At 61.5% G+C, this 21949-nt stretch carries 20 protein-coding genes; 10 read left to right on the top strand and 10 right to left on the bottom strand.

Annotated elements, in window-relative coordinates:
* Positions 1–170: 170 nt before the first annotated feature.
* The 4 genes from F0169_RS25370 to F0169_RS25355 form a co-directional block, all read right to left on the bottom strand.
* Positions 171–725: a tetratricopeptide repeat protein gene (locus F0169_RS25370; RefSeq protein ID WP_152747951.1), complete on the bottom strand. Its 555-nt coding sequence runs from the start codon at positions 723–725 to the stop codon at positions 171–173.
* A gap of 225 nt (positions 726–950) precedes the next feature.
* Complete coding sequence (hemL, locus tag F0169_RS25365) at positions 951–2234, bottom strand: glutamate-1-semialdehyde 2,1-aminomutase (RefSeq protein ID WP_058413845.1); 1284 nt, start codon at positions 2232–2234, stop codon at positions 951–953.
* A gap of 11 nt (positions 2235–2245) precedes the next feature.
* A complete protein-coding gene (gene thiE, locus F0169_RS25360) occupies positions 2246–2875 on the bottom strand; it encodes a thiamine phosphate synthase (protein WP_152747950.1) in 630 nt (209 codons plus the stop codon).
* Between the two features lie 18 nt (positions 2876–2893).
* Positions 2894–3691 (bottom strand): hydroxymethylpyrimidine/phosphomethylpyrimidine kinase, encoded by a 798-nt coding sequence (locus F0169_RS25355; RefSeq protein ID WP_152747949.1) that lies wholly within the window; start codon positions 3689–3691, stop codon positions 2894–2896.
* 285 nt (positions 3692–3976) lie between these two features.
* Between F0169_RS25355 and F0169_RS25350 the strand changes: the two genes are divergently transcribed.
* From F0169_RS25350 to F0169_RS25335, 4 genes are all read left to right on the top strand, one after another.
* Positions 3977–6376 (top strand): hybrid sensor histidine kinase/response regulator, encoded by a 2400-nt coding sequence (locus tag F0169_RS25350; RefSeq protein ID WP_152747948.1) that lies wholly within the window; start codon positions 3977–3979, stop codon positions 6374–6376.
* A 65-nt stretch (positions 6377–6441) separates the two neighbouring features.
* On the top strand, positions 6442–8091 hold the full coding sequence (locus F0169_RS25345; protein WP_152747947.1) for an acyl-CoA dehydrogenase family protein: 1650 nt from the start codon (positions 6442–6444) through the stop codon (positions 8089–8091).
* Between the two features lie 200 nt (positions 8092–8291).
* Positions 8292–9764, top strand: a complete 1473-nt coding sequence (amn, locus tag F0169_RS25340) for an AMP nucleosidase (RefSeq protein ID WP_152747946.1) — start codon at positions 8292–8294, stop codon at positions 9762–9764.
* A 71-nt stretch (positions 9765–9835) separates the two neighbouring features.
* Complete coding sequence (locus F0169_RS25335; protein ID WP_058413851.1) at positions 9836–10471, top strand: pseudouridine synthase; 636 nt, start codon at positions 9836–9838, stop codon at positions 10469–10471.
* Here the strand turns inward: F0169_RS25335 and F0169_RS25330 are convergent.
* Together F0169_RS25330 and F0169_RS25325 are read right to left on the bottom strand one after the other, a co-directional pair.
* The gene (locus F0169_RS25330; protein ID WP_122251562.1) at positions 10466–10675 is read right to left on the bottom strand and encodes a DUF2788 domain-containing protein; all 210 of its coding nucleotides are present in this window, start codon (positions 10673–10675) and stop codon (positions 10466–10468) included. The two genes, F0169_RS25335 and F0169_RS25330, sit on opposite strands and share 6 nt — an antisense overlap.
* 146 nt (positions 10676–10821) lie before the next feature.
* On the bottom strand, positions 10822–11301 hold the full coding sequence (locus tag F0169_RS25325) for an Lrp/AsnC family transcriptional regulator (protein WP_003194418.1): 480 nt from the start codon (positions 11299–11301) through the stop codon (positions 10822–10824).
* Between the two features lie 431 nt (positions 11302–11732).
* Here F0169_RS25325 and F0169_RS25320 point away from each other — a divergent pair, with 431 nt between their 5' ends.
* Positions 11733–12764: a DUF6515 family protein gene (locus F0169_RS25320; protein ID WP_152747944.1), complete on the top strand. Its 1032-nt coding sequence runs from the start codon at positions 11733–11735 to the stop codon at positions 12762–12764.
* Here F0169_RS25320 and F0169_RS25315 read toward each other — a convergent pair whose 3' ends face one another.
* Positions 12765–13658 carry a cation diffusion facilitator family transporter gene (locus tag F0169_RS25315; protein WP_152747943.1) on the bottom strand — a complete coding sequence of 298 codons (894 nt, stop codon included), beginning with the start codon at positions 13656–13658 and terminating at the stop codon, positions 12765–12767.
* Between the two features lie 9 nt (positions 13659–13667).
* Positions 13668–14087: a hypothetical protein gene (locus tag F0169_RS25310; protein WP_058413854.1), complete on the bottom strand. Its 420-nt coding sequence runs from the start codon at positions 14085–14087 to the stop codon at positions 13668–13670.
* A 350-nt stretch (positions 14088–14437) separates the two neighbouring features.
* Here F0169_RS25310 and F0169_RS25300 point away from each other — a divergent pair, with 350 nt between their 5' ends.
* Positions 14438–15115 carry a hypothetical protein gene (locus F0169_RS25300; protein ID WP_152747942.1) on the top strand — a complete coding sequence of 226 codons (678 nt, stop codon included), beginning with the start codon at positions 14438–14440 and terminating at the stop codon, positions 15113–15115.
* Positions 15116–15250: 135 nt separating this feature from the next.
* Complete coding sequence (gene hrpB, locus F0169_RS25295; protein WP_152747941.1) at positions 15251–17761, top strand: ATP-dependent helicase HrpB; 2511 nt, start codon at positions 15251–15253, stop codon at positions 17759–17761.
* A gap of 31 nt (positions 17762–17792) precedes the next feature.
* Here hrpB and F0169_RS25290 read toward each other — a convergent pair whose 3' ends face one another.
* Together F0169_RS25290 and F0169_RS25285 are read right to left on the bottom strand one after the other, a co-directional pair.
* Positions 17793–18881: an endonuclease/exonuclease/phosphatase family protein gene (locus tag F0169_RS25290; protein WP_152747940.1), complete on the bottom strand. Its 1089-nt coding sequence runs from the start codon at positions 18879–18881 to the stop codon at positions 17793–17795.
* A 40-nt stretch (positions 18882–18921) separates the two neighbouring features.
* Positions 18922–19581, bottom strand: a complete 660-nt coding sequence (locus F0169_RS25285) for a YciC family protein (RefSeq protein WP_152747939.1) — start codon at positions 19579–19581, stop codon at positions 18922–18924.
* 180 nt (positions 19582–19761) lie between these two features.
* Between F0169_RS25285 and F0169_RS25280 the strand changes: the two genes are divergently transcribed.
* The 3 genes from F0169_RS25280 to F0169_RS25270 all read left to right on the top strand — a co-directional run bounded on the left by F0169_RS25280 (position 19762) and on the right by F0169_RS25270 (position 21774).
* Positions 19762–20514 (top strand): DUF2076 domain-containing protein, encoded by a 753-nt coding sequence (locus F0169_RS25280; RefSeq protein ID WP_152747938.1) that lies wholly within the window; start codon positions 19762–19764, stop codon positions 20512–20514.
* A gap of 129 nt (positions 20515–20643) precedes the next feature.
* Positions 20644–21120 carry a LabA-like NYN domain-containing protein gene (locus F0169_RS25275; RefSeq protein WP_058413860.1) on the top strand — a complete coding sequence of 159 codons (477 nt, stop codon included), beginning with the start codon at positions 20644–20646 and terminating at the stop codon, positions 21118–21120.
* Between the two features lie 42 nt (positions 21121–21162).
* Complete coding sequence (locus F0169_RS25270; RefSeq protein ID WP_058413861.1) at positions 21163–21774, top strand: 3'-5' exonuclease; 612 nt, start codon at positions 21163–21165, stop codon at positions 21772–21774.
* The last annotated feature ends 175 nt before the right edge of the window (positions 21775–21949 follow it).

The following is a 21949-nucleotide window of genomic DNA, read 5'->3' as shown; positions in this document are numbered from 1 at the left end:
GCCACTAAAAATCCAAGGCAGTGGCGAGAAGGGCGAACGCCCATCGGCACTCTGCAATTCCTGCAGGTAATTGCGGAAAATCTCCCACAGTAGACCGAGTTCCCATGCTGGAATGCAGTCAAATGTGGGAGCGGGCTTGCTCGCGATAACGCCTTAAAGCCACTAAAAATCTAAGGCAGCGGCGAAAAGGGTGAACGCCCATCGGCACTCTGCAATTCCTGCAGGTAATTGCGGAAAATCTGCCCCAGCACCTGAGTCGCCACTTCCAGCTCATCGCGCTGCATGTGCTCGGCGACTTCGTCGGCGGTGTCCAGCGCGTCTTCCGCGCCGTTGACCGCGGCCATTTTCAGCACGATGTACGCCTGAACGTTATTGGCCGGCACGCCTTCGCCTTTGAAGAACATGTTGCCCAGCTGAAATTGCGCCTGTGCGTGGCCCTGCAACGACGCTTGCTCGAAGTAGCTCAAGGCTTTGTTGAGGTCGCGGGCAGGGTTTTTGTCGTCGTGGTAGTACGCGCCCAACTCGTATTGCGCCTGCGCATCCCCGCCTTCGGCCTGCTTCTGGCACGCGCTCAGGGCTTCTGCCTGGCTGTCTGGCTGGGTATTGAGGGTGCAACGACCCATCGCTGGGATTAACAACGAGTTGCCGCCTGCTTGTGCATGTGCCAGCAGCGGCTGAAGGAGCAACAGGCAGCCCAGAACCAGGGTGCGGCCGGTGCGTTTCATGGGAATCGACTTACCTCTGACGGGGCGCGCGGACCCTCGGGGAGTCCAATAAGCGCGCATTATGAAATAAGCAGGCCCCTGCTTACAAAGTCTTTACTCGTTTTTCTGCTGCTTGGGCAAGTTATCTGCCGGATTGCAGGTGATTTCTCAAGAAATGCAGGAAATCACCGTCAGCAAAATAGCAAATTCTGACGTCGCCACGCGCAACGTCAGATTACGTGCCGCTTATTTCAGTGCTGCAAAGGCGCGCTCGGCAGCATCCAGGGTCAGTTTCAGCTCTGCATCGCCGTGCGCGATCGACGTGAAGCCGGCTTCGAAGGCGCTCGGTGCCAGGTAAACGCCGCCATCCAGCATCAAATGGAAGAAGCGTTTGAACAGGTCGGCATCGCTGCCCATCACGTCATCGAAGGTGACGATGGCGTCGGCGCCGCTGAAGTACAGGCCAAACATACCGCCGGCCTGGGTGGTGACAAACGGAATGCCGGCGGCATCGGCGCGTTGTTGCAGGCCGTCGAGCAGGCGGGTGGTGTAGTCGCTCAGCTCGGCATGGAAGCCCGGGCGGCTGATCAGGCGCAGGGTGGTCAGGCCGGCGGCCATGGCCAATGGGTTACCCGACAAGGTGCCCGCCTGGTACACCGGGCCGAGCGGCGCGATGTGTTGCATGATGTCGCGCTTGCCGCCGAAGCAGCCTACCGGCATGCCGCCGCCGATGATCTTGCCGAAGGTGCTCAGGTCCGGCGTGACGCCGTAGTAAGCCTGAGCGCCGCCGAGGGCGACACGGAAACCGGTCATCACTTCGTCAAAAATCAGCACCACGCCGTGCTTGTCGCACTGCTCGCGCAGGCCTTCGAGGAAGCCCGGCGCCGGTGGCACGCAGTTCATGTTGCCGGCCACTGGCTCGACGATGATGCACGCGACTTCCTCGCCGACTTCGCTGAGCATCTGCTCAACCGCTGCGATGTCGTTGAACGGCAAGGTCAGCGTGTGTTTGGCGAACGCCGCCGGTACACCGGCCGAGCTTGGCACACCTTGGGTCAGGGCGCCGGAGCCGGCTTTCACCAGCAGGCTGTCGGAGTGGCCGTGGTAGCAGCCTTCGAATTTGATGATGCTGTCGCGGCCGGTGAAACCACGCGCCAGGCGAATCGCGCTCATGGTGGCTTCGGTGCCGGAGCTGACCATGCGCACCATTTCCATCGACGGCACAATCGAGCACACCAGGTCGGCCATTTCGGTTTCCATGGCGGTCGGCGCGCCATAGGACAAACCGTGTTGCAGTTGCTGGCGCACCGCGTCCAGCACGTCCGGGTGGCTGTGGCCGAGGATCATCGGCCCCCAGGAACCCACGTAATCCACATAACGCTTGTCATCTTCGTCGGTGACGTAAGCGCCTTCGGCATGCTTAAAGAACAACGGCGTGCCGCCCACGCTTTTGAACGCGCGCACGGGGGAGTTAACACCGCCGGGGATATGTTTCTGGGCATCGGCAAACAAGGTTTCGGAACGGGACATGATCGGGCTCTCTAAACTGAATATTTAAGAAGGTCGTTGAAGGCGCGGGCGCGGCGCGTGACTTCCTGGGTGCTGTCGGCACCGAACAGGCCGTGCACCACCGCGAGCAGGTCGGCGCCGTGGGCCACTAACGGCTCGGCGTTCTGCAGGGTGATGCCGCCGATCACGCAGATCGGCAACTGCACGCGCGCGCGGGCCTGGGCGAGCATTTCAACGGTGGCGGCGGGTGCGCCGGGCTTGGTAGTGGAATTGAAGAAGCGGCCGAAGGCGACGTAACTGGCGCCTTCTTTGGCGGCTTGCTCGGCGAGTTCGATCTGGCTGTGGCAGGTGGCGCCGATGATCGCTTTGGAGCCGAGCAACGCCCGCGCCGGGGTCAGCGGGCCGTCGGTCTGGCCCAGGTGTACGCCGACGCCCAGGCGCGCGGCCAATTCGGCGTCATCGTTGATGATCAGTTGGGTCTTGTAGCGTGAGCACAGTTCTCGCAGCTTCTCGGCTTCACGCAGGCGGCGCGCTTCGTCGCAGCTTTTGTCGCGGTACTGCAATAAGGTCACGCCGCCGTCCAACGCCGCTTCGACGTAGGCGAGGAATTTGCCGGCCAACAATTGGCTGTCGGTAATGGCGTAAAGGCCACGTAGTTTCATCGGGCAAGTCCCTTGGTATTACGAGCAGAAATCCAGCGGCAGCCGACGCGGCACGAACTGGCCCTGGCCGAGTTGCTCCGCGTCACGCAAGGTGCGCCACGTGTAGTTAAGCGCCGATTGCACCGCGCTGACCAGGCCTTCGCCCTGCGCGAGCCGGCCGGCCAACGCGCTGGCGAGCGTACAGCCTGAACCGTGATAGCTGCCGGGCAGGCGCTGGCAGGTAAAGGTCTGGCGCGTGCCGTCGCGGCTATACAGACGGTTGTGCACTTCATGCTCGTCGCCGTGGCCGCCGGTGATCAGCAGATGCTTGATAAACGGCAATAGTGTGTCGGCGCATTGGTCTGCCGTGCCTTCAGGCAGCTCGGCGAGGATGCGCGCTTCAGGCAGGTTCGGCGTGGCGATCAGCGACAACGGCAACAGTCGCTCGCGCATCGCGTAACCGACTTCGTCCTTGCCCAGGCTACCGCCGCCGCCAGCGCGCAGCACTGGGTCGCACACCACCGGCAGGTGCGGGTGCGCCTGCAGTAGCTCGACCACGGTGTCGACCATCGCCGTGGAACCGAGCATGCCGAGCTTGACCGCCGCCACTTCGGAGTCGCCGAGCACGGCGTTGGCTTGCGCCAATACCCACTCGCGGTCGAGCACGCGAAAATCGCTGACATTAACCGTGTTTTGCACGGTCAAGGCGGTGACGGCCGGCGCCGCGTGGCAGCCTTGGGCCAGCAGGGCTTCAATATCTGCCTGCAAGCCGGCGCCGCCACTGGGATCATGGCCGGAGAGACAGAGGACAACGGGGCGAGAACTGTAGATATTCATGGTGCGCGAGCTTACCACCAAACGCTTTTTGCGTGGCCGTGTGGCGAGGGTAGAATTTCGTCCAGGCCTGCGTGCGAGCATAGCCATTTGCTAGCACGTGAAGATCGCCCTAAAACCCCTGAAAGCCTTGTGCTAGAGCCTTTCAAAAAATAATTTCAATGGTGTCTAATGGCCTTTACGGGCTATGCTAAAGTGGATTTAAACAACTTACTGTATCGCCGGTATACGTCTACTCAAAAGGAAGAGGGGCTTTTGACATAACCGGGCAGGCCACGCTGGGGCTCTATGCGCTATCTATTGATTTTATTATTGTGCGGGCTGCCGATGCTCGCCAGCGCCGTCGAGTTCAACCCAGGCACGCGAAGCCTGCCGTTGGGCCGGGTTATGCAAGTGCTCGAAGACCCGACCGACGCCCTCACCATCGCTGACGTCAGCTCCCCCGCGTACGCCGCTCAATTCAAGCCCCACGACAAAGCCACCCTGAACGCCGGCTATTCGCGCTCGGTGTTCTGGCTCAAGGTCGACCTGCATTACACCGCCACTGACCCGCGCGCCCCGCGTACCTGGTTTCTGGAACTGGCTTACCCGCCGCTGAATCACTTGGACCTGTACCAGAACGACGGCACCGGCACCTACCGGCTGACCACCCGCACCGGCAGCGCCTTGCCGTTTTCCAGCCGCGATGTGCGCCAGAGCAATTACCTGTTCAAGCTCAACTTTGTGCCCGACCAGCGCCAGACCGTTTACCTTCGGCTGCAAAGCCAAGGCTCGATCCAGGCCCCGCTGACGCTGTGGGCCGGCACCGCGTACCTGGAAGAACAACCGCTGCGCCTGTATGTGCTGGGCGCCATTTATGGCGTGCTGCTGGGGATGCTGGTCTACAACCTGTTCATCTACCTCAGCGTGCGCGACACCAGCTACCTCTATTACATCCTGTATATCGCCTCGTTCGGCCTTTACCAGTTGTCGGTGAACGGCGTGGCCGTGGAGCATTTGTGGCCGAACAACCCGTGGTGGGCGAATGCGGCGGTACCGTTTTTGATCGGCTCGGCGGCGCTGTTCGGCAGCCTGTTCGCGCGCAGCTTTTTGCACACCGCGCAGCACAGCCGCTGGCTCAACCGAATATTGCTCGCGCTGGCGGCCTGTGGCGGGGTGGTGATGGTGTTGGCGCTGCTGACCAGCTACGCCGTGGCCTTGCGCCTGGCGACTGGTTTGGCGCTGGTGTTTACCGTGACCATCTTTATTGCCGCGATCAAGGCCTGGTATTGCGGCCAGCGCATGGCGCGTTATTTCATCATCGCCTGGTCGGCGTTCCTGCTCGGCGGGCTGGTCAATACGATGATGGTGTTGGGCTATTTGCCGAACATGTTTCTCACCATGTACGCCAGTCAGATCGGCTCGGCGATTGAAGTGGCGCTGCTCTCGCTGGCCCTGGCGGATCGCATCAACGGTATGCGCGAGCAGCAAGCGCAGATCTTGTTGGACGCCAGCCAGAAGCTCGAAGTGCTCAACCTGCAATTGGCCCGCAGCAACCGGCTCAAGGATGAATTCCTTGCGACCTTGACCCACGAACTGCGCACCCCGATGAACGGCGTGATCGGCTCGTTGGAATTGATGCAAACCGTGCCGCTGGATGAAGACCTCGCGCAGTACCAGCAAACCGCCGCCGGTTCTGCGCGGGACATGATGCGCATGGTCAACGGCATTCTTACCCTGACCGAACTGCAAGCCGGCCGCCTGACGGCCCAGCCGCAAGTGTTCAGCCTGCGCGGCGCACTCGACACCTTGCGCCAGCAATTCAGCGCCAGCGCCCAAAGCAAGGGGCTGGAGTTCTCCATCGACGTGGCGGATGAGTTGCCGGACCGCGTGATCGGCGATGCTGGCAAACTGATCCAGTGCCTCGACTGCCTGTTGGACAACGCCTTCAAATTTACCCACGAAGGCGCCGTGCGCTTGCGCGTGGTCGGTGTTGGGCAACCTGATGGCGAGTTGCGCCTGAGCTTTATTGTGACCGACAGCGGCATCGGCTTCGCTTACCTCGACGAGGCCACGCTGTATCAACGCTTCTTTCAGGTCGACGGCTCGATGACCCGCGAATACGGCGGCTTGGGTATCGGCCTGGCGATTTGCAGGCAACTGATCGAGCTGTTGGGCGGGCGCCTGACCCATCACTCTGAGCCGCGCAAGGGCAGCCGTTTCCAGTTGGAAATGAACGTCAGTCCGGTGCCGGCCGAGCCAAAACCGCCGGCAACGGAGCCGCGCCCGCAGCGTGCACCGCAAACCTGCACGGTGCTGTTGGTCGACGATAACAGCGTCGGCCAGTTGGTGGTGCGCGGCATGTTGCTCAAGCTCGGTTACAGGGTGAAAACCGTGGACGGCGGCCCGGCCGCGTTGAGGGCCTTGCAGGAGCAACACGTCGACGCGGTTTTACTCGATGTGCCTGAAGGTGGTTTCTCGTTGTGTTGTCAGATTCGTGCGCTGCCTGGCGGCGGTGAGTTGCCGGTGATTGCCTTGAGTTCGTCGCTCAATTCCTCCGAGCGTGAGCGCTGTCATGGCATCGGCATCACCGACCACTTGGCCAAACCGGTGCGTTTCGAAGCGCTACAGGCAGTGATGGAGCGCCGCGTACTGTGCCTGCCAGAGGGTGAAAGCGCCGAGTATTCGGCGCGTCTGCCACTTTTTTAAGCGCGGTGACGGTGCTTAACTGGAATTGGGCCTCATTCGGCGTGGCCCTTTTCAGGAGGCCTGTCATGAACCTGCATCAGTTTGCTGAAACCCACGACGTTACCAATCAGCCGCCGTCGCTGGACGGCATCAACCTGTACCGCATCGACGTGCCGCTGCAAGCGTGGGCGCGCTGCTTTGGCGCCGGCTGGGCCGAGGCGCGCATCGACGCGTATGGCGCGTTGGCGGGCGGGCCATTGATGGCGGCCGGGTTTCTGGCAAATCAGCACAAGCCGGTGTTCAACAGCCATGACCGGTATGGCCATCGCATCGACCTGGTGGAGTTTCACCCGGCCTACCACGAACTGATGCGCACTGCGGTCGAACACGGCTTGCCGTCGCTGCCGTGGGCGCATCCGCAGCCCGGCGCGCACGTGGCCCGTGCCGCCATGACCTACCTGCACAGCCAGGCCGAAGCCGGCACCGGCTGCCCGCTGACCATGACTTTCGCCTGTGTGCCGGCGCTACGCCTGCAACCGGACTTGGCACAGACCTGGCTGCCGAAAATTCTCAATACCGAATACGACCCGCGCAACGTCGGCATCGCGCACAAGGCTGGCGCCACCATCGGCATGGCCATGACCGAGAAACAGGGCGGCACCGATGTGCGCGCCAACACCACCCGCGCCTATCCCGTGGGCGCGGGCGGCCCCGGCCAGGCGTATGAATTGGTGGGGCACAAATGGTTTTGCTCGGCGCCGATGTGCGATGCGTTTCTCACCCTGGCGCAGACCGACAAAGGCCTGACGTGTTTCCTGCTGCCCCGGCAGCGCCCGGATGACACGCGCAACCAGTTCTACATCCAGCGCCTGAAAAACAAACTTGGTAACTGCTCCAACGCCTCCAGCGAAGTCGAGTTTCGTGGCGCCCTGGCCTGGATGATCGGCGAAGAGGGGCGTGGCGTACCGACCATTATCGAAATGGTCGCCATGACTCGCTTCGACTGCATGGTCGGCTCCAGCGCCCTGATGCGCCAGGCACTGACCCAGGCCAGCCATCATTGCGCGCATCGCTCGGTCGGCGGGCGCGTCCTCAGTCAGCAGCCGCTGATGCAAAACGTATTGGCCGACCTGGCACTGGAAAGCGAGGCGGCGCTGGCCTTGAGCCTGCGCATGGGCCGCGCGCTGGACCACCTGGACAGTGAGCAGGAAGCCAAATTCGCCCGGCTGGTCACGGCGGTGGGCAAGTATTGGATCTGCAAGCGTGCACCGGCGATGATCAACGAAGCCGCCGAGTGCATGGGCGGCGCGGGGTATGTCGAAGACAGCATCCTGCCGCGGCTTTACCGTGAGGCGCCGGTGAACTCCACGTGGGAAGGGTCCGGCAATGTGCAGTGCCTGGACGTGCTGCGGGCGTTGTCGAAAGAGCCGGGTGTGCTGGAGGCGTTATTTGTTGAACTGGGTGACGGGCATGGCGACAAGCCGTTGGCGCGGCACATCGAGCAACTCAAGTCGGCGTTTATGGACACTCAGGCTATCCAGTACCGCGCGCGGCAGTTGACCGAGGACATTGCCGTGGCGTTGCAGGCCAAGCTGTTGCTGGAGGCGGGTAACGCGGCGGTCAGCGACGGGTTTATCGCCAGCCGCTTGGGCGAGTCATCCGGCCGGGCCTACGGCACCTTGCCGCGCGGGGTGGACGTGCAGGCAATCGTCGCCCGCTCCACACCCACCCTCTGACCCCACGCGATCAAAATGTGCGAGGGGGCTTGCTCCCGATAGCGGTGAATCAGTTGATACATGATTTGACTGACCCACCGCCATCGGGAGCAAGCCCTCTCCCACAATGACCTTCTCAGATTATTAAGTGCATTCCACTTCCGCTGTTTCAGTGAGGCCGCGATACAGGCAAGATAAAGGCCTGCACGTCAGAACACAGGATGCTTACCGTGACCGAAGCTTTTGTTGTCGTTCAAACCGCTGAAGAAGCCGTGGACCGGCTGGCGGCTCTGCATGAGCAGGCCACCGGCGCGCTCAATCAAGCCCTCAAGCAATACCTCAAGGACCGCGTCGAACCCGACGCCGCACAACGCGCGCTGTTTCGCTACCCGGAACTGCGCCTGACCTACCACTGCCATGGCGAAGTCCCACAGACCACCCGCGCGTATGCCAAGGTACAGTTGCCAGGCACCTACAGCGTCACCGTCACCCATCCTGCGGCGTTCCGTAAGTACCTGCTGGAGCAACTGGTGCCGTTGATGCACGACTTCACCGTGACGGTAGAAGTGGGCGTCAGCCAACAGAACATTCCATACCCGTATGTGGTGGAGCAGGGCGACGAACTCGCAGGCTCCGGCGTGACTGCTGCGACGCTGGCGCGGGTGTTCCCCAGCACAGACCTGTCGGCGGCCACCGATGGCATTGCCGATGGCCTGTATGACTGGGAAAACACCGACCCGCTGCCGCTCGCGCTGTTCGACGCCGCCCGTGTGGACTTTTCCCTGCGCCGCCTGGTGCACTACACCGGCAGCGACTGGCGCCATGTGCAGCCGTGGATTTTGCTGACCAACTACCACCGTTATGTTGACCAGTTCATCGTGCATGGCCTGGAGCAACTGCGCAGCGACCCGCGTTTTATTCGCATGGTGTTGCCGGGCAACGTGATCATCGACAAGAGCATGGACCACGGCGAAGCCTCGGCGATTGCCGCAGGCGTGGTGTGGCACCGTTATCAAATGCCGGCTTATCACCTGCAGGCCTCTGACGGCCACGGCGTGACGCTGGTGAACATTGGCGTCGGCCCGTCCAACGCAAAGAACATCACCGACCACTTGGCCGTGCTGCGCCCGCATTGCTGGCTGATGATCGGCCACTGCGGCGGCTTGCGCCAATCGCAAACCATCGGCGACTACGTACTGGCCCACGCCTACATGCGCCGCGACGGGATTCTCGACCGCGTGGTGCCGCCGAACATCCCGATACCCGCGCTGGCCGAAGTGCAGATGGCCTTGCAACAGGCGGCTGCCAACGTGACCGGCGAAAAAGGCGAGGAGCTGAAAAAACGCCTGCGCACCGGTACGGTATTGACCTACGACGACCGTAACTGGGAACTGCGTTGGGCGCAGGAACGGCCGTTGATCAACCTGTCCCGCGCGGTGGCGGTGGACATGGAAAGCGGCACCATCGCGGCGCAAGGCTACCGTTTGCGCGTGCCGTACGGCACCTTGTTGTGCGTGTCGGACAAACCGCTGCACAGCGAGATTAAGCTGCCGGGTTCGGCCAACGCGTTCTATGAGCGTGCGGTCAGCCAGCACTTGAAAATCGGCATCGAGGCGGTGGACCTGTTGCGCACCGAACTCAACTCGCTGCACTCGCGCAAACTGCGCAGCTTCGACGAACCGCCGTTCCGCTAAGCGGTTGGGATGGTCATTTAGCGGTCAGGCCACTAGCATTGTCGGTCCTGACCGTTAGATGTTCCTTTGCCATGTCCCGTCCCACCCGTCCCGATTCGCGCCGCCCTGGCGTGAAACCTGCGAATGCTGCACCGCGCCGTGTCGCCAAGGCGCCTCCGGCCGAGCCGAAATTGGTGCTGTTCAATAAACCGTTCGACGTGCTGACCCAGTTCAGCGACGAAGGCGGGCGCGCGACCCTCAAAGATTTTATCGACATGCCCGGTATCTACCCGGCAGGTCGCCTGGACCGCGATAGCGAAGGTTTGCTGCTGCTGACCAACGATGGCCAGTTGCAGGCGCGGATCGCCGACCCCAAGCACAAGCTGGCGAAAACCTACTGGGTGCAAGTCGAAGGCGAACCCAGCGAAGCGCAGTTGCAACGCCTGCGTGACGGTGTAGAGCTTAACGACGGCATGACCTTGCCTGCCCAAGCCCGACAGCTCGACGAGCCCGAGTTATGGCCGCGCAACCCACCCGTGCGGTTTCGCAAAAGCGTGCCGACGCACTGGCTGGAACTGGTGATTCGTGAAGGGCGTAACCGCCAGGTACGGCGTATGACGGCGGCGGTGGGCTTGCCGACCTTGCGCTTGGTGCGCGTGCGAATTGGCGAGTGGTCTATCGATGGCCTGGACCAGGGCCAGTGGAAGGAAGTGCCGGCGCGGCTATAGGGCGCCGGACTCGATCAGGCCGATCACCACGCTCTTGATCACGAACGCCGCCACGCCCAGCCCCAGCACAAAAAACAGGATGAACGAGCCAAAGCGTCCGGCCTTGGATTTTTTTGCCAGGTCCCACACGATAAAGCCCATGAAGATGATCAGGATGGAGACCAGAATGGTCATCATCCATTCTTCAAACACGGCGGGATCGATGGCGTCCATGGGGTGTTTTTTTCCGACAGGGCAGACGGCAAGTATAAAGCAGCGTCAAAGGCACACTATTGATCTGGATCGAAGTGCAATCCAAATGTGGGAGCAGGCAAGCCAGCTCCCACAAGGGATCGCCAGTGTGCTTGAGGTCAGGTGCGCAGGTGTGTCAACGGCAGTTCGGTGCTGTTGAGCACTTGGTTGAGCACAAAGCTCGACCTTACGCTGGTCACGCCTTCAATGCGGGTGAGATGACCGAGCAGCAATTTCTGGTAATGATCCATGTCCGGCACCACCACTTTCAACTGATAGTCGGCGTCCATGCCGGTCACCAGGCTGCATTCCAGCACTTGGGGCAGGGTGCGGATGGCCGCTTCGAAGTTCTCGAAACGCTCGGGGGTGTGGCGGTCCATGCCGATCAGCACGTAGGCCGTGAGGCTCAGGCCAAGCATTTTGCGATCAAGCAAAGCCACCTGGCGCGCAATGTAGCCGTCGTCTTCCAACTGCTTGACCCGGCGCGAGCAGGGCGAAGGCGACAAGCCGATGCGTTCCGCCAACTCCTGGTTGGAGATCCTCGCATCACGCTGCAATTCCGCCAAAATACTCAGGTCGTATCGGTCAAGCTTGCTCATTGGGTTGGCCTTTGTCGTAACTATTGCGGCGAATTATCCATGAAGGGTTAAAAATTGCGCAAGCACTGTTTATTAACGCAATCTTCGCAATCATCTGTCGGGCGCTCGCGGGTATCTTTATTAACAGAATCACCGCCTGGACAAACAGTCCACTGCAGCTCGCCCAATCAGGCCCGCTGCGGCCGCCGCCCAAGCAGGGTTGGCCGGCCTCCAGGCTGCACACTGTTCACAAGACGGCGTGAGGTGAGCCAACGTCAAAAGCGTTGAGCAAGGACGAAATTCTCAAGGGGTGGCCGACGGGTCGCCCCTTTTTCTTTGGCTTAAGAAAAACTTCTCGCGACTGATAACCTGTCAAAGAACCTGATCAGGCTTTTCCAGTCTCATACTCTGAGGCCGGACACGCTGGGCCATAATCCGCAGTGAGGAATAGCATGAAGCGCATCTGGCGTTTGGCAGGTGTAGGTGTGCTGATGGTCGCCATCAGCACGCAAGTGATGGCCGACGACCCGCGCTCCGAAGGCGGTGGTCAGCATGAAAGAGGGCCGGAAGGCCCGCGGCAAGGTAACGAGCAGCCGCGCCCGCAAAATAATCAGCCGCGCCCGCAGAACAATCAAGCGCGCCCGGAAAACACTGCGCCGCGCCCGCAGAACGAGCATTTTGAGCGTGCCGAGCAACAGCAACGCGGCGGCGGGCAGTGGCAAGGTCGCCCGCAAGGTGCCGAGCAGCCTCGGCCTGCGCCGCAACCGGCGAATAACCTGCCGATACAGGGCCGCCCAGACACGGTTCGGCAAACTCAGGAACCGCGCCAGGGTTATTATCAGGACATCCCGCGCCGTAATGATGGCAACCCACATTGGCAGGCCGGTAATGGCCCCGGCCCGCACCCGAATGACAACCGCTGGCCAGGCCGCCCTGATGGGCATGGCAATGGTTGGGGCGTAGGCCCGCAATATCGCCCTGGCTACACCGTCGACCGCTTCCCCGAGCGCCATTACCGCGTGCCCTACCGTGGCCAGGATTACTTCTTCTCGGGCGGTTACTGGTATCGCCCGCAAGGCCCGCGGTATGTAGTGGTAACCCCGCCGTACGGCATCCGCGTGCAATACCTGCCGGACTACGCCCGTGAAGTGTGGGTGGGCAGTTCGCTGTTCTTCCTCGCGGCCGGTTCCTACTACACCTACGAAAGCAGCTCGCAGCAGTACGTGGTGGTGCAGCCGCCGACGCAAGTGCCGGCGCCGCAACCCGCGCCGCAAGGCAACGGCTATAACGTGACGGCCTACCCTGCCAACGGCCAGTCACCGGCCCAAGTGCAGCAGGATGGCTATGACTGCTATCGCTGGGCGGTGCAGCAAAGCGGCTTCGATCCGCAGGCCGTGACCTACGCCCCGGACCCAGCGGTGGTGCAAACCTACCGTCAGGCCCAGGGCAACTGCCTGACCAGTCGCGGGTACCAAGTGCAGTAACTAGGCTTTATTGCCTGTAACCACTTCCCGCGGGTCGGCGTGCACCAGCACTTCGGCGCGCGGGTAGGCTTGGTGAATCGCATCGGCGGCTTGGTCGCTGATGCCGTGGGCGACTGACAGCGTCAATTCCCCCGGCAGTTCCAGGTGCAACTGCACAAACCAATGGCTGCCGGAGATACGTGTGCGCAAATCATGCGCACCCAACACACCCGGCACCCCGCGCGCCAACTCCAGCATATGCTGGCTGACATCCGGCGGCAGTTCCTCGTCCATCAGCACCGCGAAGCTTTCGCGGGCGATCTGCACCGCGCTCCACAAGATGTAGGCGGCAATCCCCAAACCGAACCACGCATCCACCTGATTGAAGCCAAAACCCGCCAACACCAACGCCACCAGAATGCTGCCGTTAAGCATCAAGTCCGAGCGGTAGTGCAGCGAGTCCGCGCGCACCGCGTTGGAGCCGGTTTCGCGGATCACCCGATGTTGCAGCATCAGTAACGCAACCGTCAGCACCAGTGAAAACACGATCACGCCGATGCTCAGCCATGGCGCGCCCACCGGCTCCGGGTGCTGCAAGCGCTGATACGCCTGGAACGCGATCAGCACCGCACTGCCGCCGATAAACAGCGCCTGCGCCATGCCCGACAGCGATTCCGCCTTGCCATGCCCATACCGATGATCGTCATCGGCTGGGCGCAGCGCGTAATGCACCGCGAGCAAATTCAGCAGCGACGTTACGCCGTCGAGCAGTGAATCGGTCAAGCCTGCGAGCATGCTCACCGAGCCGCTGAGCCACCACGCGATAGCCTTGGTGATGATCAACGCACAGGCCACGCCGACCGACGCGCGGGTGGCCAGGCGCAAAAGCCTGGCGTGTTCGGGACTGGTGGTCATGGGCGGTCCTTAGGCAGCAGGTTGCAGGCCCAGGGAAGCAAGTTGTTGCACGCTGCCCTTGAACTGAATCATACGAGGGTCGTCCAGCGGCAAGGTGCGGCCGGTTTCCTTCTGGATGATGCTTTGCAGCTTGGCGTTATCGACCTTGCCGTCGGCGCCGATGGCTTCGTGGAGTTTTTCAGGGGCGACTTGGGCGGTTTTGCCCGGCTCGAAATAGATAGCGCCAGTGGCGAAGTCGACGCCGAACGCGATCAGCCCCGGGATCACATAGAACAGCAGGCCCACGGCATCGAGCACGGCAATCGCCGGGTCGATCTTGCCGTCGATTTGGCCACGGCGGTCCGGGTAGAAAATCGAACCGCAGGCCGTCAGTTGGCTCAGCAGGGTAACGGCGAGAACACCGCCGATGACACGGGAAGCGATACGCATGAAAGTTCTCCTGAAAGGGTGACTAAAAGCTGCGAGTCTACAAGACGCCGATGTTCAAATGTGCAAGCAAACCTGTGTGGGAGATGGGCTTGGTGTGGGCGCGGGCTTGCTCGCGATAGCGGTGTATCAGCCAACACGTGTAGTGAATGACACGCCGCCATCGCGAGCAAGCCCGCTCCCACAGTTGATTGGGTTCACAGTTCAAGCCCGTCGTGTTTTTGAGACCACCACCGGCGTCCGGCAGTTCGCCATGCTTAACCTATTTGCAAACTGTTACTGTTAAGAGGCATTTAAAGTTTTTACGGATGATACCGATACCGTAACGGACTTTAGAATTTTCAGGATGAAAAATGAGCATTGACTTGAAAGACAAGAAAAAAACAGACATTTACGGCCCCCTCTCTTGTGAGGAACTGAAGAGGTTCGGCGCGGAAAATGCCGTTTTGTTTTTGGTCTATTTACTTTTTTCTGCTGCGCTTCTTTATTGGGGCGCCTGTCTGAATCCGGCGGTTGGCGCCTATTTGAATATAGCTTACGGGGAGGGTTTGGCGCCCGTTTCGATTCTGTTACTCGCCACTCTCGCTTTTGTGGTTGCTGGCATCGCGCGATTTTTTGGCGGCGTTTCCTACGCCAGACGGGATGGACTGTTGGTTCTTTTTGCGCTTGCGCCGACAAGGTTTTTGATTAGTCTGATGTTGACTTACTTTGCCTATCTAATAGGGTTTATCGTTGCCTGCTATTTTCTGGAATTCCCGATCGGTACAGAACTGTGGAGTGGGGTCATTTATCTCCCGCTGAGCATATTGTTTGTTTCCTTTATGTCGCCGCGAGTTTTTTTCAAGTCCTGCGCGTTTAAATGTACCAAGGGCGAAAACAGGTTGTTTGGCGGTTTTATCGTACTCATCCCTGTACTGGTCGCCATCTTTTGGGTGACGTTTGTGTCCAAGCCAGCTGACCACGTCAAGGCCGAGAAGACGGTCGCGCTGCCTGTCATGTGCTGGTATGGAAAGCCAGCCTTCATTCCATGATGAATGGGTGAGTTTTAAGTGTTGCTCCGGTTCAGGCCAAACCTTTCATCTTCGTAAGATCTAACCTTTATTATGAGGGCGGAGTTTGGTCTGGCTTGTCCATCGTTATACTGCCCAGCCTGTCTGGGAGTGTTTATGAATTTGTTGCCCATCGATGATGTTTTACCCGCGCTGCGTGACGCCTTGGCGAATCGCCATGAAGCCGTGCTCGAAGCGCCGCCTGGCGCCGGTAAAACCACCCGCGTGCCGTTGGCATTGTTGAACGAGCCTTGGCTGGCCGGGCAAACCATCCTGATGCTCGAACCCCGGCGCCTCGCCGCGCGTGCCGCCGCCGAACGCCTGGCCAGTGAGCTGGGTGAAAAGGTTGGCGAAACCGTGGGCTATCGCATCCGCCTCGACAGCAAAGTCGGCCCCAACACGCGCATTGAAGTGGTCACCGAAGGTATCCTCACTCGCCGCCTGCAGGATGACCCGGCGCTGGAGGGCGTGGGCTTGCTGATTTTTGACGAGTTCCACGAGCGCAGCCTCGACGCCGACCTGGCGCTGGCCCTGAGCTTCAACGGTCGCGACTTGTTTCGCGATGAACAGCCGCTGAAAATCCTGCTGATGTCGGCCACCCTTGAAGGCGAACGCCTCGCCGCGTTGCTCGGCAATGCGCCGATCCTGCGCAGCGAAGGGCGCATGTTCCCGGTGCAGATGCGCTGGGGGCGGCCGTACCAGGCCGGTGAATTTATCGAGCCGCGCGTGGTGCAAACCGTCCTCGAAGCGCTGCATGACGAGACCGGCAGCGTGTTGGTGTTTCTGCCGGGGCAGGCCGACATTCGCCGGGTTAATCAACAATTGGCCGAGGCCCTCGGTGATCGCAGTGACGTGTTGTTGTGCCCGCTGCACGGCGAACTCGACCTGAATGCCCAGCGCGCCGCCATCGACCCGGCGCCCGCCGGCAAACGTAAAGTGGTACTGGCCACCAACATCGCCGAGACCAGCCTGACCATCAACGGCGTGCGCGTGGTGATCGACGCCGGGCTGGCGCGGGTGCCGCGGTTTGACCCTGGCAGCGGCATGACCCGCCTCGACACGCAGCGTATTTCCCGCGCCAGTGCCACCCAGCGCGCCGGTCGGGCAGGGCGCCTGGAACCGGGCGTGTGTTATCGGCTGTGGTCCGAAGACCAACACGAAGGCTTGGCCGCCTATGGCAGCGCGGAAATTCTCGCCGCCGACCTCGCAGGCCTGGCCTTGCAACTGGCGCGCTGGGGCGTCACGCCTGCGCAACTGGTGTGGATGGACGTGCCGCCGACCGCCGCGTATGCGCAGGCGCAGGATTTGCTGGTGCGCCTCGGTGCTTTAAATGAATACACCTTGACCGCGCATGGCCAAAAAATGGCCGAGCTGCCGGCGCATCCGCGTATCGCGCATTTGCTGCTGCGTGGTCAGGATTTGGGGCTGGCGGCCACTGCCTGTGATGTCGCCGCGCTGTTGGGTGAGCGCGATATTTTGCGCGGCGGCGGCGCCGATTTGCACAGCCGGTTGGCGCTGCTGTCCGGCGAAGAACGGGCGCGCGGCACGCAAGGTGGGGTGCAGCGGGCCAAGCAATTGGCGCGGCAATACCGCGGCTATTTAAGGGGCAAGGCGACGCAACCGGTGGCCGACCCCGACCATCCGCGCTGGCTCGGCGCGCTGCTGGCGCTGGCCTACCCAGACCGTGTGGCCCAGCAACGGCGCCCCGGTGGCGCCGAATATCGCCTGGCCAACGGCCGCGCCGCGCTGTTCGCCGAGGCCGACAGCCTGATGAAACAAGCCTGGCTGGTGATTGCCGACCTCGGCAGTCGGCAGGGCCAACGCGAAGAACGCATCTACCTCGCGGCGGACTTTGACCCGGCGCTGTTCGACAGCGTGCTCGCCGAGCAAGTGCGCAACGTCGACCAGTTGGACTGGGATGAGCGCGAGGGCGTACTGCGCGCCGAGCGCCAGCGCAAAGTCGGCGAGCTGGTACTCAGCCGCGAGCCATTGACCGGCCTCGACGAAGCCGCGCGCAGCCAGGCGTTGGTCAATCTGGTGCGCCGCAAAGGCCTGGAACTGCTGCCCTGGACGCCCGAATTGCGTCAGTGGCAAGCCCGCGTGATGCTGCTGCGCCAGCTTGATGCCGGTAAAACCAGCGAATGGCCCGACATCAGCGACAGCGCCTTGCTCGCCAGCCTCGAACACTGGCTGATGCCCTACTTGGGCAAAGTCTCGCGCCTCAGCCATTTTGGCAACCTGGACATCTCCAGTTTCCTGCACAACCTGTTGCCCTGGCCGCTGCCTCAGCGCCTCGACGAACTGGCACCGCAGCACGTGAAAGTACCGTCGGGCTCCTCGGTGCGTTTGGATTACAGCGAACAGCCGCCGATTCTGGCGGTGCGCCTGCAGGAATTGTTCGGCCTGGCCGACACCCCGCGCATTGCCGGCGGCCGCCAAGTGGTCAAGTTGCACCTGTTGTCACCCGCGCGGCGGCCGGTGCAGGTGACGCAAGACCTGGCGAACTTCTGGCGCAGCACGTATGCCGAGGTGAAGAAGGATTTGAAGGGGCGCTATCCGAAGCATTACTGGCCGGATGACCCGCTGGTGGCGGAAGCGACAGCGCGGGCTAAACCGAGAGGTACATGATCGTTGCCACGCTGATCTGGCGATCTGGTGCTTACTGCGCAGCAGGCAGCAGGAACCGTGCAATCAGTGGCAAATGGTTGGAGATACGCAACGTGTCCGCCTGCCGCACCTTGGCCTCTACCCGCTTGATACGCGGGCTGTGGAACAGGTAATCCAGCGTGCGGTCCGGGCCGTCCAGGCTCGGGTCGTTGGGGAAGTGCGTCAGCCACTGCTGCCGGTCGATACCGCTGGATTCGTTGTTGCTCGGGATCAGCGGGTATTTATCCCAGAGCAGGTGCAGTTCGCTGTCCGGCGAATACGCGCTGCGTTTATCGGCGTCCAGGCGCAGGAATTGCCCGAGGGGCAGCAGGTTGAAGTCCCCGCCGATCAGCCAGGGCGTGCCACGGCCTTCGAATTTATCGAGCAATTTCACCGTGGTTTTAACCTGTTCCAGTACCGCTGAGCGCCCAGGCGCACCGCCATCCAGGCGTGTGTTGAGCACGGCCAGTTGGCCGCCGTCGCTTAACGGCAGGTAGGTCAACAGCAAAGCGGGTTTGGGTTGGAACTGGCGGCTGATGAAGTCGGTCGAGGCGACGGGCAGTTGCAGGCGTTCGGCATGTTCGATCTGGTAGCGGCTCAGCGTCGCCAGTTTGCGCCCCACACTGCCGAAGATGTGCAGGTCGGGTACCAAATCGGCTTTCCAGTCGTAGGTTTGGGCGCTGCACGGGTAGAGGTCGGCGAGGCGTTCTTGCAACAGGGCAAGCTGGTCCTGGTAGTGCGAGCGTTTGGCGTTGTCGTCGAGTTCCTGCAGCAGCAGGATGTCGGGTTGTTCGTCGCGGATTACCCGGGCCACTTCATCCAGGCTGGCGGCCATGTCTTCGACGGTGGGCCGCTCGTCCGGGCCTTTACCGTCGGTAGTGTCGTACCAGAACACGTAGTTTTTGCCGGCCAGGTATTGCACGTTCCAGGTCATGACCTTGAGCGCCTGCCCCGGCAGCAATGTCGGCGCACGCGGCGCGACGCAGCTCACGGGCAAGGTTTGCTGGTCGGCCGGGCGCCAGGTCAGGCTATAGATCACAACCATCAGCAGGGCCGCGATAATCAGCAGGCTCAACAGGGTGATGCGCAATAAACGGGTCATCGGCTCGGCTTATAGCGTGTCAGAGGTGGCAGCGAGCATATCACCGCGCGTCGGCGTCGCCACCGATCAACATGAATAAACGGAACAGGACTACGCTGGTGAACAACTGCAGGAAGCTGTGGGCGCTGTCGATCACCACGCTCAGCAGCGGCGACGGGTCGGGATACGCCGCCACACTCGCGCCTTTAAGCAGCCACAGCGGCGTCATCACACACAGCAGGCACACCAGGATTCGCCAGAAATGCCCACGGGTCAGGCGAAAACTCTCCTTCATCGCTTCCAGCGCCGGCAGGCCGCGCAGCACCAGCAGGTACTCGGCGAACGCCAGCACCACCATCAACCACAGGCCTGGCAGAAAATACAGCGACAAGCCGAGCAGAATCAGCAGCGTACTGACCGCCGTGAGCAGGGCGAAGCGTGGCCACAGGGTCAGGGCCATGGCCCATACAGCCTGTGTACGCGGCGACTCGCCACGGGTGCGCGCGTCCAGAAACACGATCAGCGCGCCGGTGTACAGCGGGTACACCAACAGGCCCACCATCACGCTGTAGCCGGGGAATGCATCCGGGCCCAGCGTGTGTTCGAGTAGCTGTTGCAGCAGGGCTTCGAGAATCACCAGCGGCAAACACAACTGCACGATGGCGCCCAGGTTGTGCCGGGTAAAACGAAAGGAGTCGCGCAATACGTCTAACGGATTCATCAGGGTCATCACAGGCTTGAAAGCAAGGGCCACACTTTAACCGATCAGGCCTTGGCGTTAGCAAACGTAAACCTTGCGTAAAGACCATTGAAACAAATAGTAACAGCCCCATAACTAGCGCGTAGCCCGCTTGACCACAGGCGGGGCAATGATTTTTACCGGCAATCTAACGAGGTCGCCATGAACAGCGAAGAGCAAACCCTGATCGATGGACTGTTTTCACGGTTGCAACAAGCCGAAACGGACTCAGCCCCGCGCGACGCCCAGGCCGAAGCGCGGATCAAGGAACACATGACTCGCCAACCCGCCGCCGGGTACTACATGACCCAGTCGATCCTGGTGCAGGAACACGCGATCAAAAGCCTCGACGCGCAGAACAAGCAGCAGGCGCAGCAGATCCAGCAATTGCAGGACGAATTGCAGCAGGCCCGCGCTCAGTCGGCGCAACCGGCGCAGAGCAGCGGCGGCTTCCTGTCGAGCATCTTTGGCGGTGGTTCGCGTGACAGCCAACCGGCACCGAGCGCGCAGGCCCCGGCAGGTGGCGGCTGGCGTGAACCGGCGCGGCCTTCTTTCGGCCAGCCTGCGCCCCAGCAGCAGAATTACGCTGCGCCGCCGCAGAATTACCAGCAACCAGCCGCAGCGCCGGTCGGCAGCGGCTTCCTCGGTGGCGCCCTGAAAACCGCTGCCGGCGTGGCGGGTGGCGTGATGTTGGCCGAAGGCATCAGCAGCCTGTTCCATCACAACCAGCAGCCGCAGATCGTTGAAGAAATCATCGAACAGCCGGCACCCGCCAGCGACCAAGGCAACTGGGGCAATGACGACCAGAAATTTACCGGCAACGACAACTGGGGCAGCAACAACACCGACAGCTTCGCGGATAACGATTATGCCGACGACGCCTCGTCCTTCGGCGATGACGATTCGTTCGTCTGACACACGCAACGGCCGGGGCGCTTTGTCGCCCCAGGCTGATTTTTCTCGGAAACTGCCCCATGGCTGGCATACTGGCGCCTTTGCGGACCTTCGCGTTCGGGGTCCAAACGGCAGCCATGGGGAAGTGCGGTGAAGAAAATTGCGGTGTTCGCCGATGTACAAAACCTCTACTACACCGTGCGCCAGGCCTATGGCTGCCACTTCAACTACGCCGCCCTGTGGGCTGACATCAGCGCGCGCGGGCAAATCGTCGAGGCGTACGCGTACGCCATCGACCGTGGCGACAGCAAGCAACAGCAGTTCCAGCAGATCCTGCGCAACCTGGGTTTTACGGTAAAACTCAAACCCTACATCCAGCGCGCCGACGGTTCGGCCAAGGGCGACTGGGACGTGGGCATCACCCTCGACATCATGGACGCCGCCGACCACGTCGACGAAGTGGTGCTGGCCTCCGGCGACGGCGATTTTGACATGCTGCTCGAACGCATCATCCAAAAGCACGGCGTTGAAGCCATTGCCTACGGCGTGCCGGGGCTGACGGCCAACTCATTGATTCGCGCCGCCAGCCGCTACGTGCCGATCGAAGGCGCGCTGTTGCTTAAATAAGCCCTGCGGCTTAATAAATTGTCAGACGGAGTTGGAACAGGTTTGGAACGTATAGCGGTCATCGACTTTGAAACCACCGGCATCACGCCGAGCAGCCACTGCCGGGCCACGGAAATTGCCGTGGTCATTCTTGAGCGCGGCCAAATAGTGGACCGCTACCAGAGCTTGATGAACGCCGGCGTGCGCGTGCCGGGTTTTATCGAACAACTCACCGGCATCAGCAACGCCATGTTGCGCAGCGCGCCACCGGCTGAGCGCGTGATGAACGAGGTGAATGAGTTTGTCGGCGTGACGCCGCTGCTGGCGCACAACGCCGCGTTCGACCAGAAGTTTTGGGATTACGAGCTGGGCCTGATCCGCCGCACCCGCCTGCAAAAATTCGCCTGTTCGCTGCTGCTGGCGCGCCGGTTGATGCCGTCGGCGCCGAACCACAAGCTTGGCACCCTGAACACCTTCGCCCAATTGCCGCACACCGGCAAGGCTCACCGGGCGATGGCGGATGCCGAGATGGCCGCCAACCTCACGGCGCACCTGGCCCAGCAACTGCGCGGCACGCACGGCTTGCGTGAACTGTCGCACGACCTGCTGTGCACGTTGCAGAAAGTGCCGGCGGCGAAGATCAATGAGCACCTGAAGAAGCACCGCGGGTTCTGAGCAACGGCGATGATCGTTCCCATGCAACATGGGAACGATCTTCAGAACACTGAAGATTCAAATGTGGAGATCAAAAAGTAGAGATTCAAATGTGGGAGGGGGCTTGCTCCCGATGGCGGTGTGCCAGTCAGCTCATCTTTATCTGACCCACCGCCATCGGGAGCAAGTCGAATCG

Source organism: Pseudomonas kitaguniensis (assembly GCF_009296165.1).
GTDB classification, from domain to species: domain Bacteria; phylum Pseudomonadota; class Gammaproteobacteria; order Pseudomonadales; family Pseudomonadaceae; genus Aquipseudomonas; species Aquipseudomonas kitaguniensis.
Note: the sequence above shows the minus strand (reverse complement) of the source record. Positions and strands in the feature narration are given on the sequence as shown.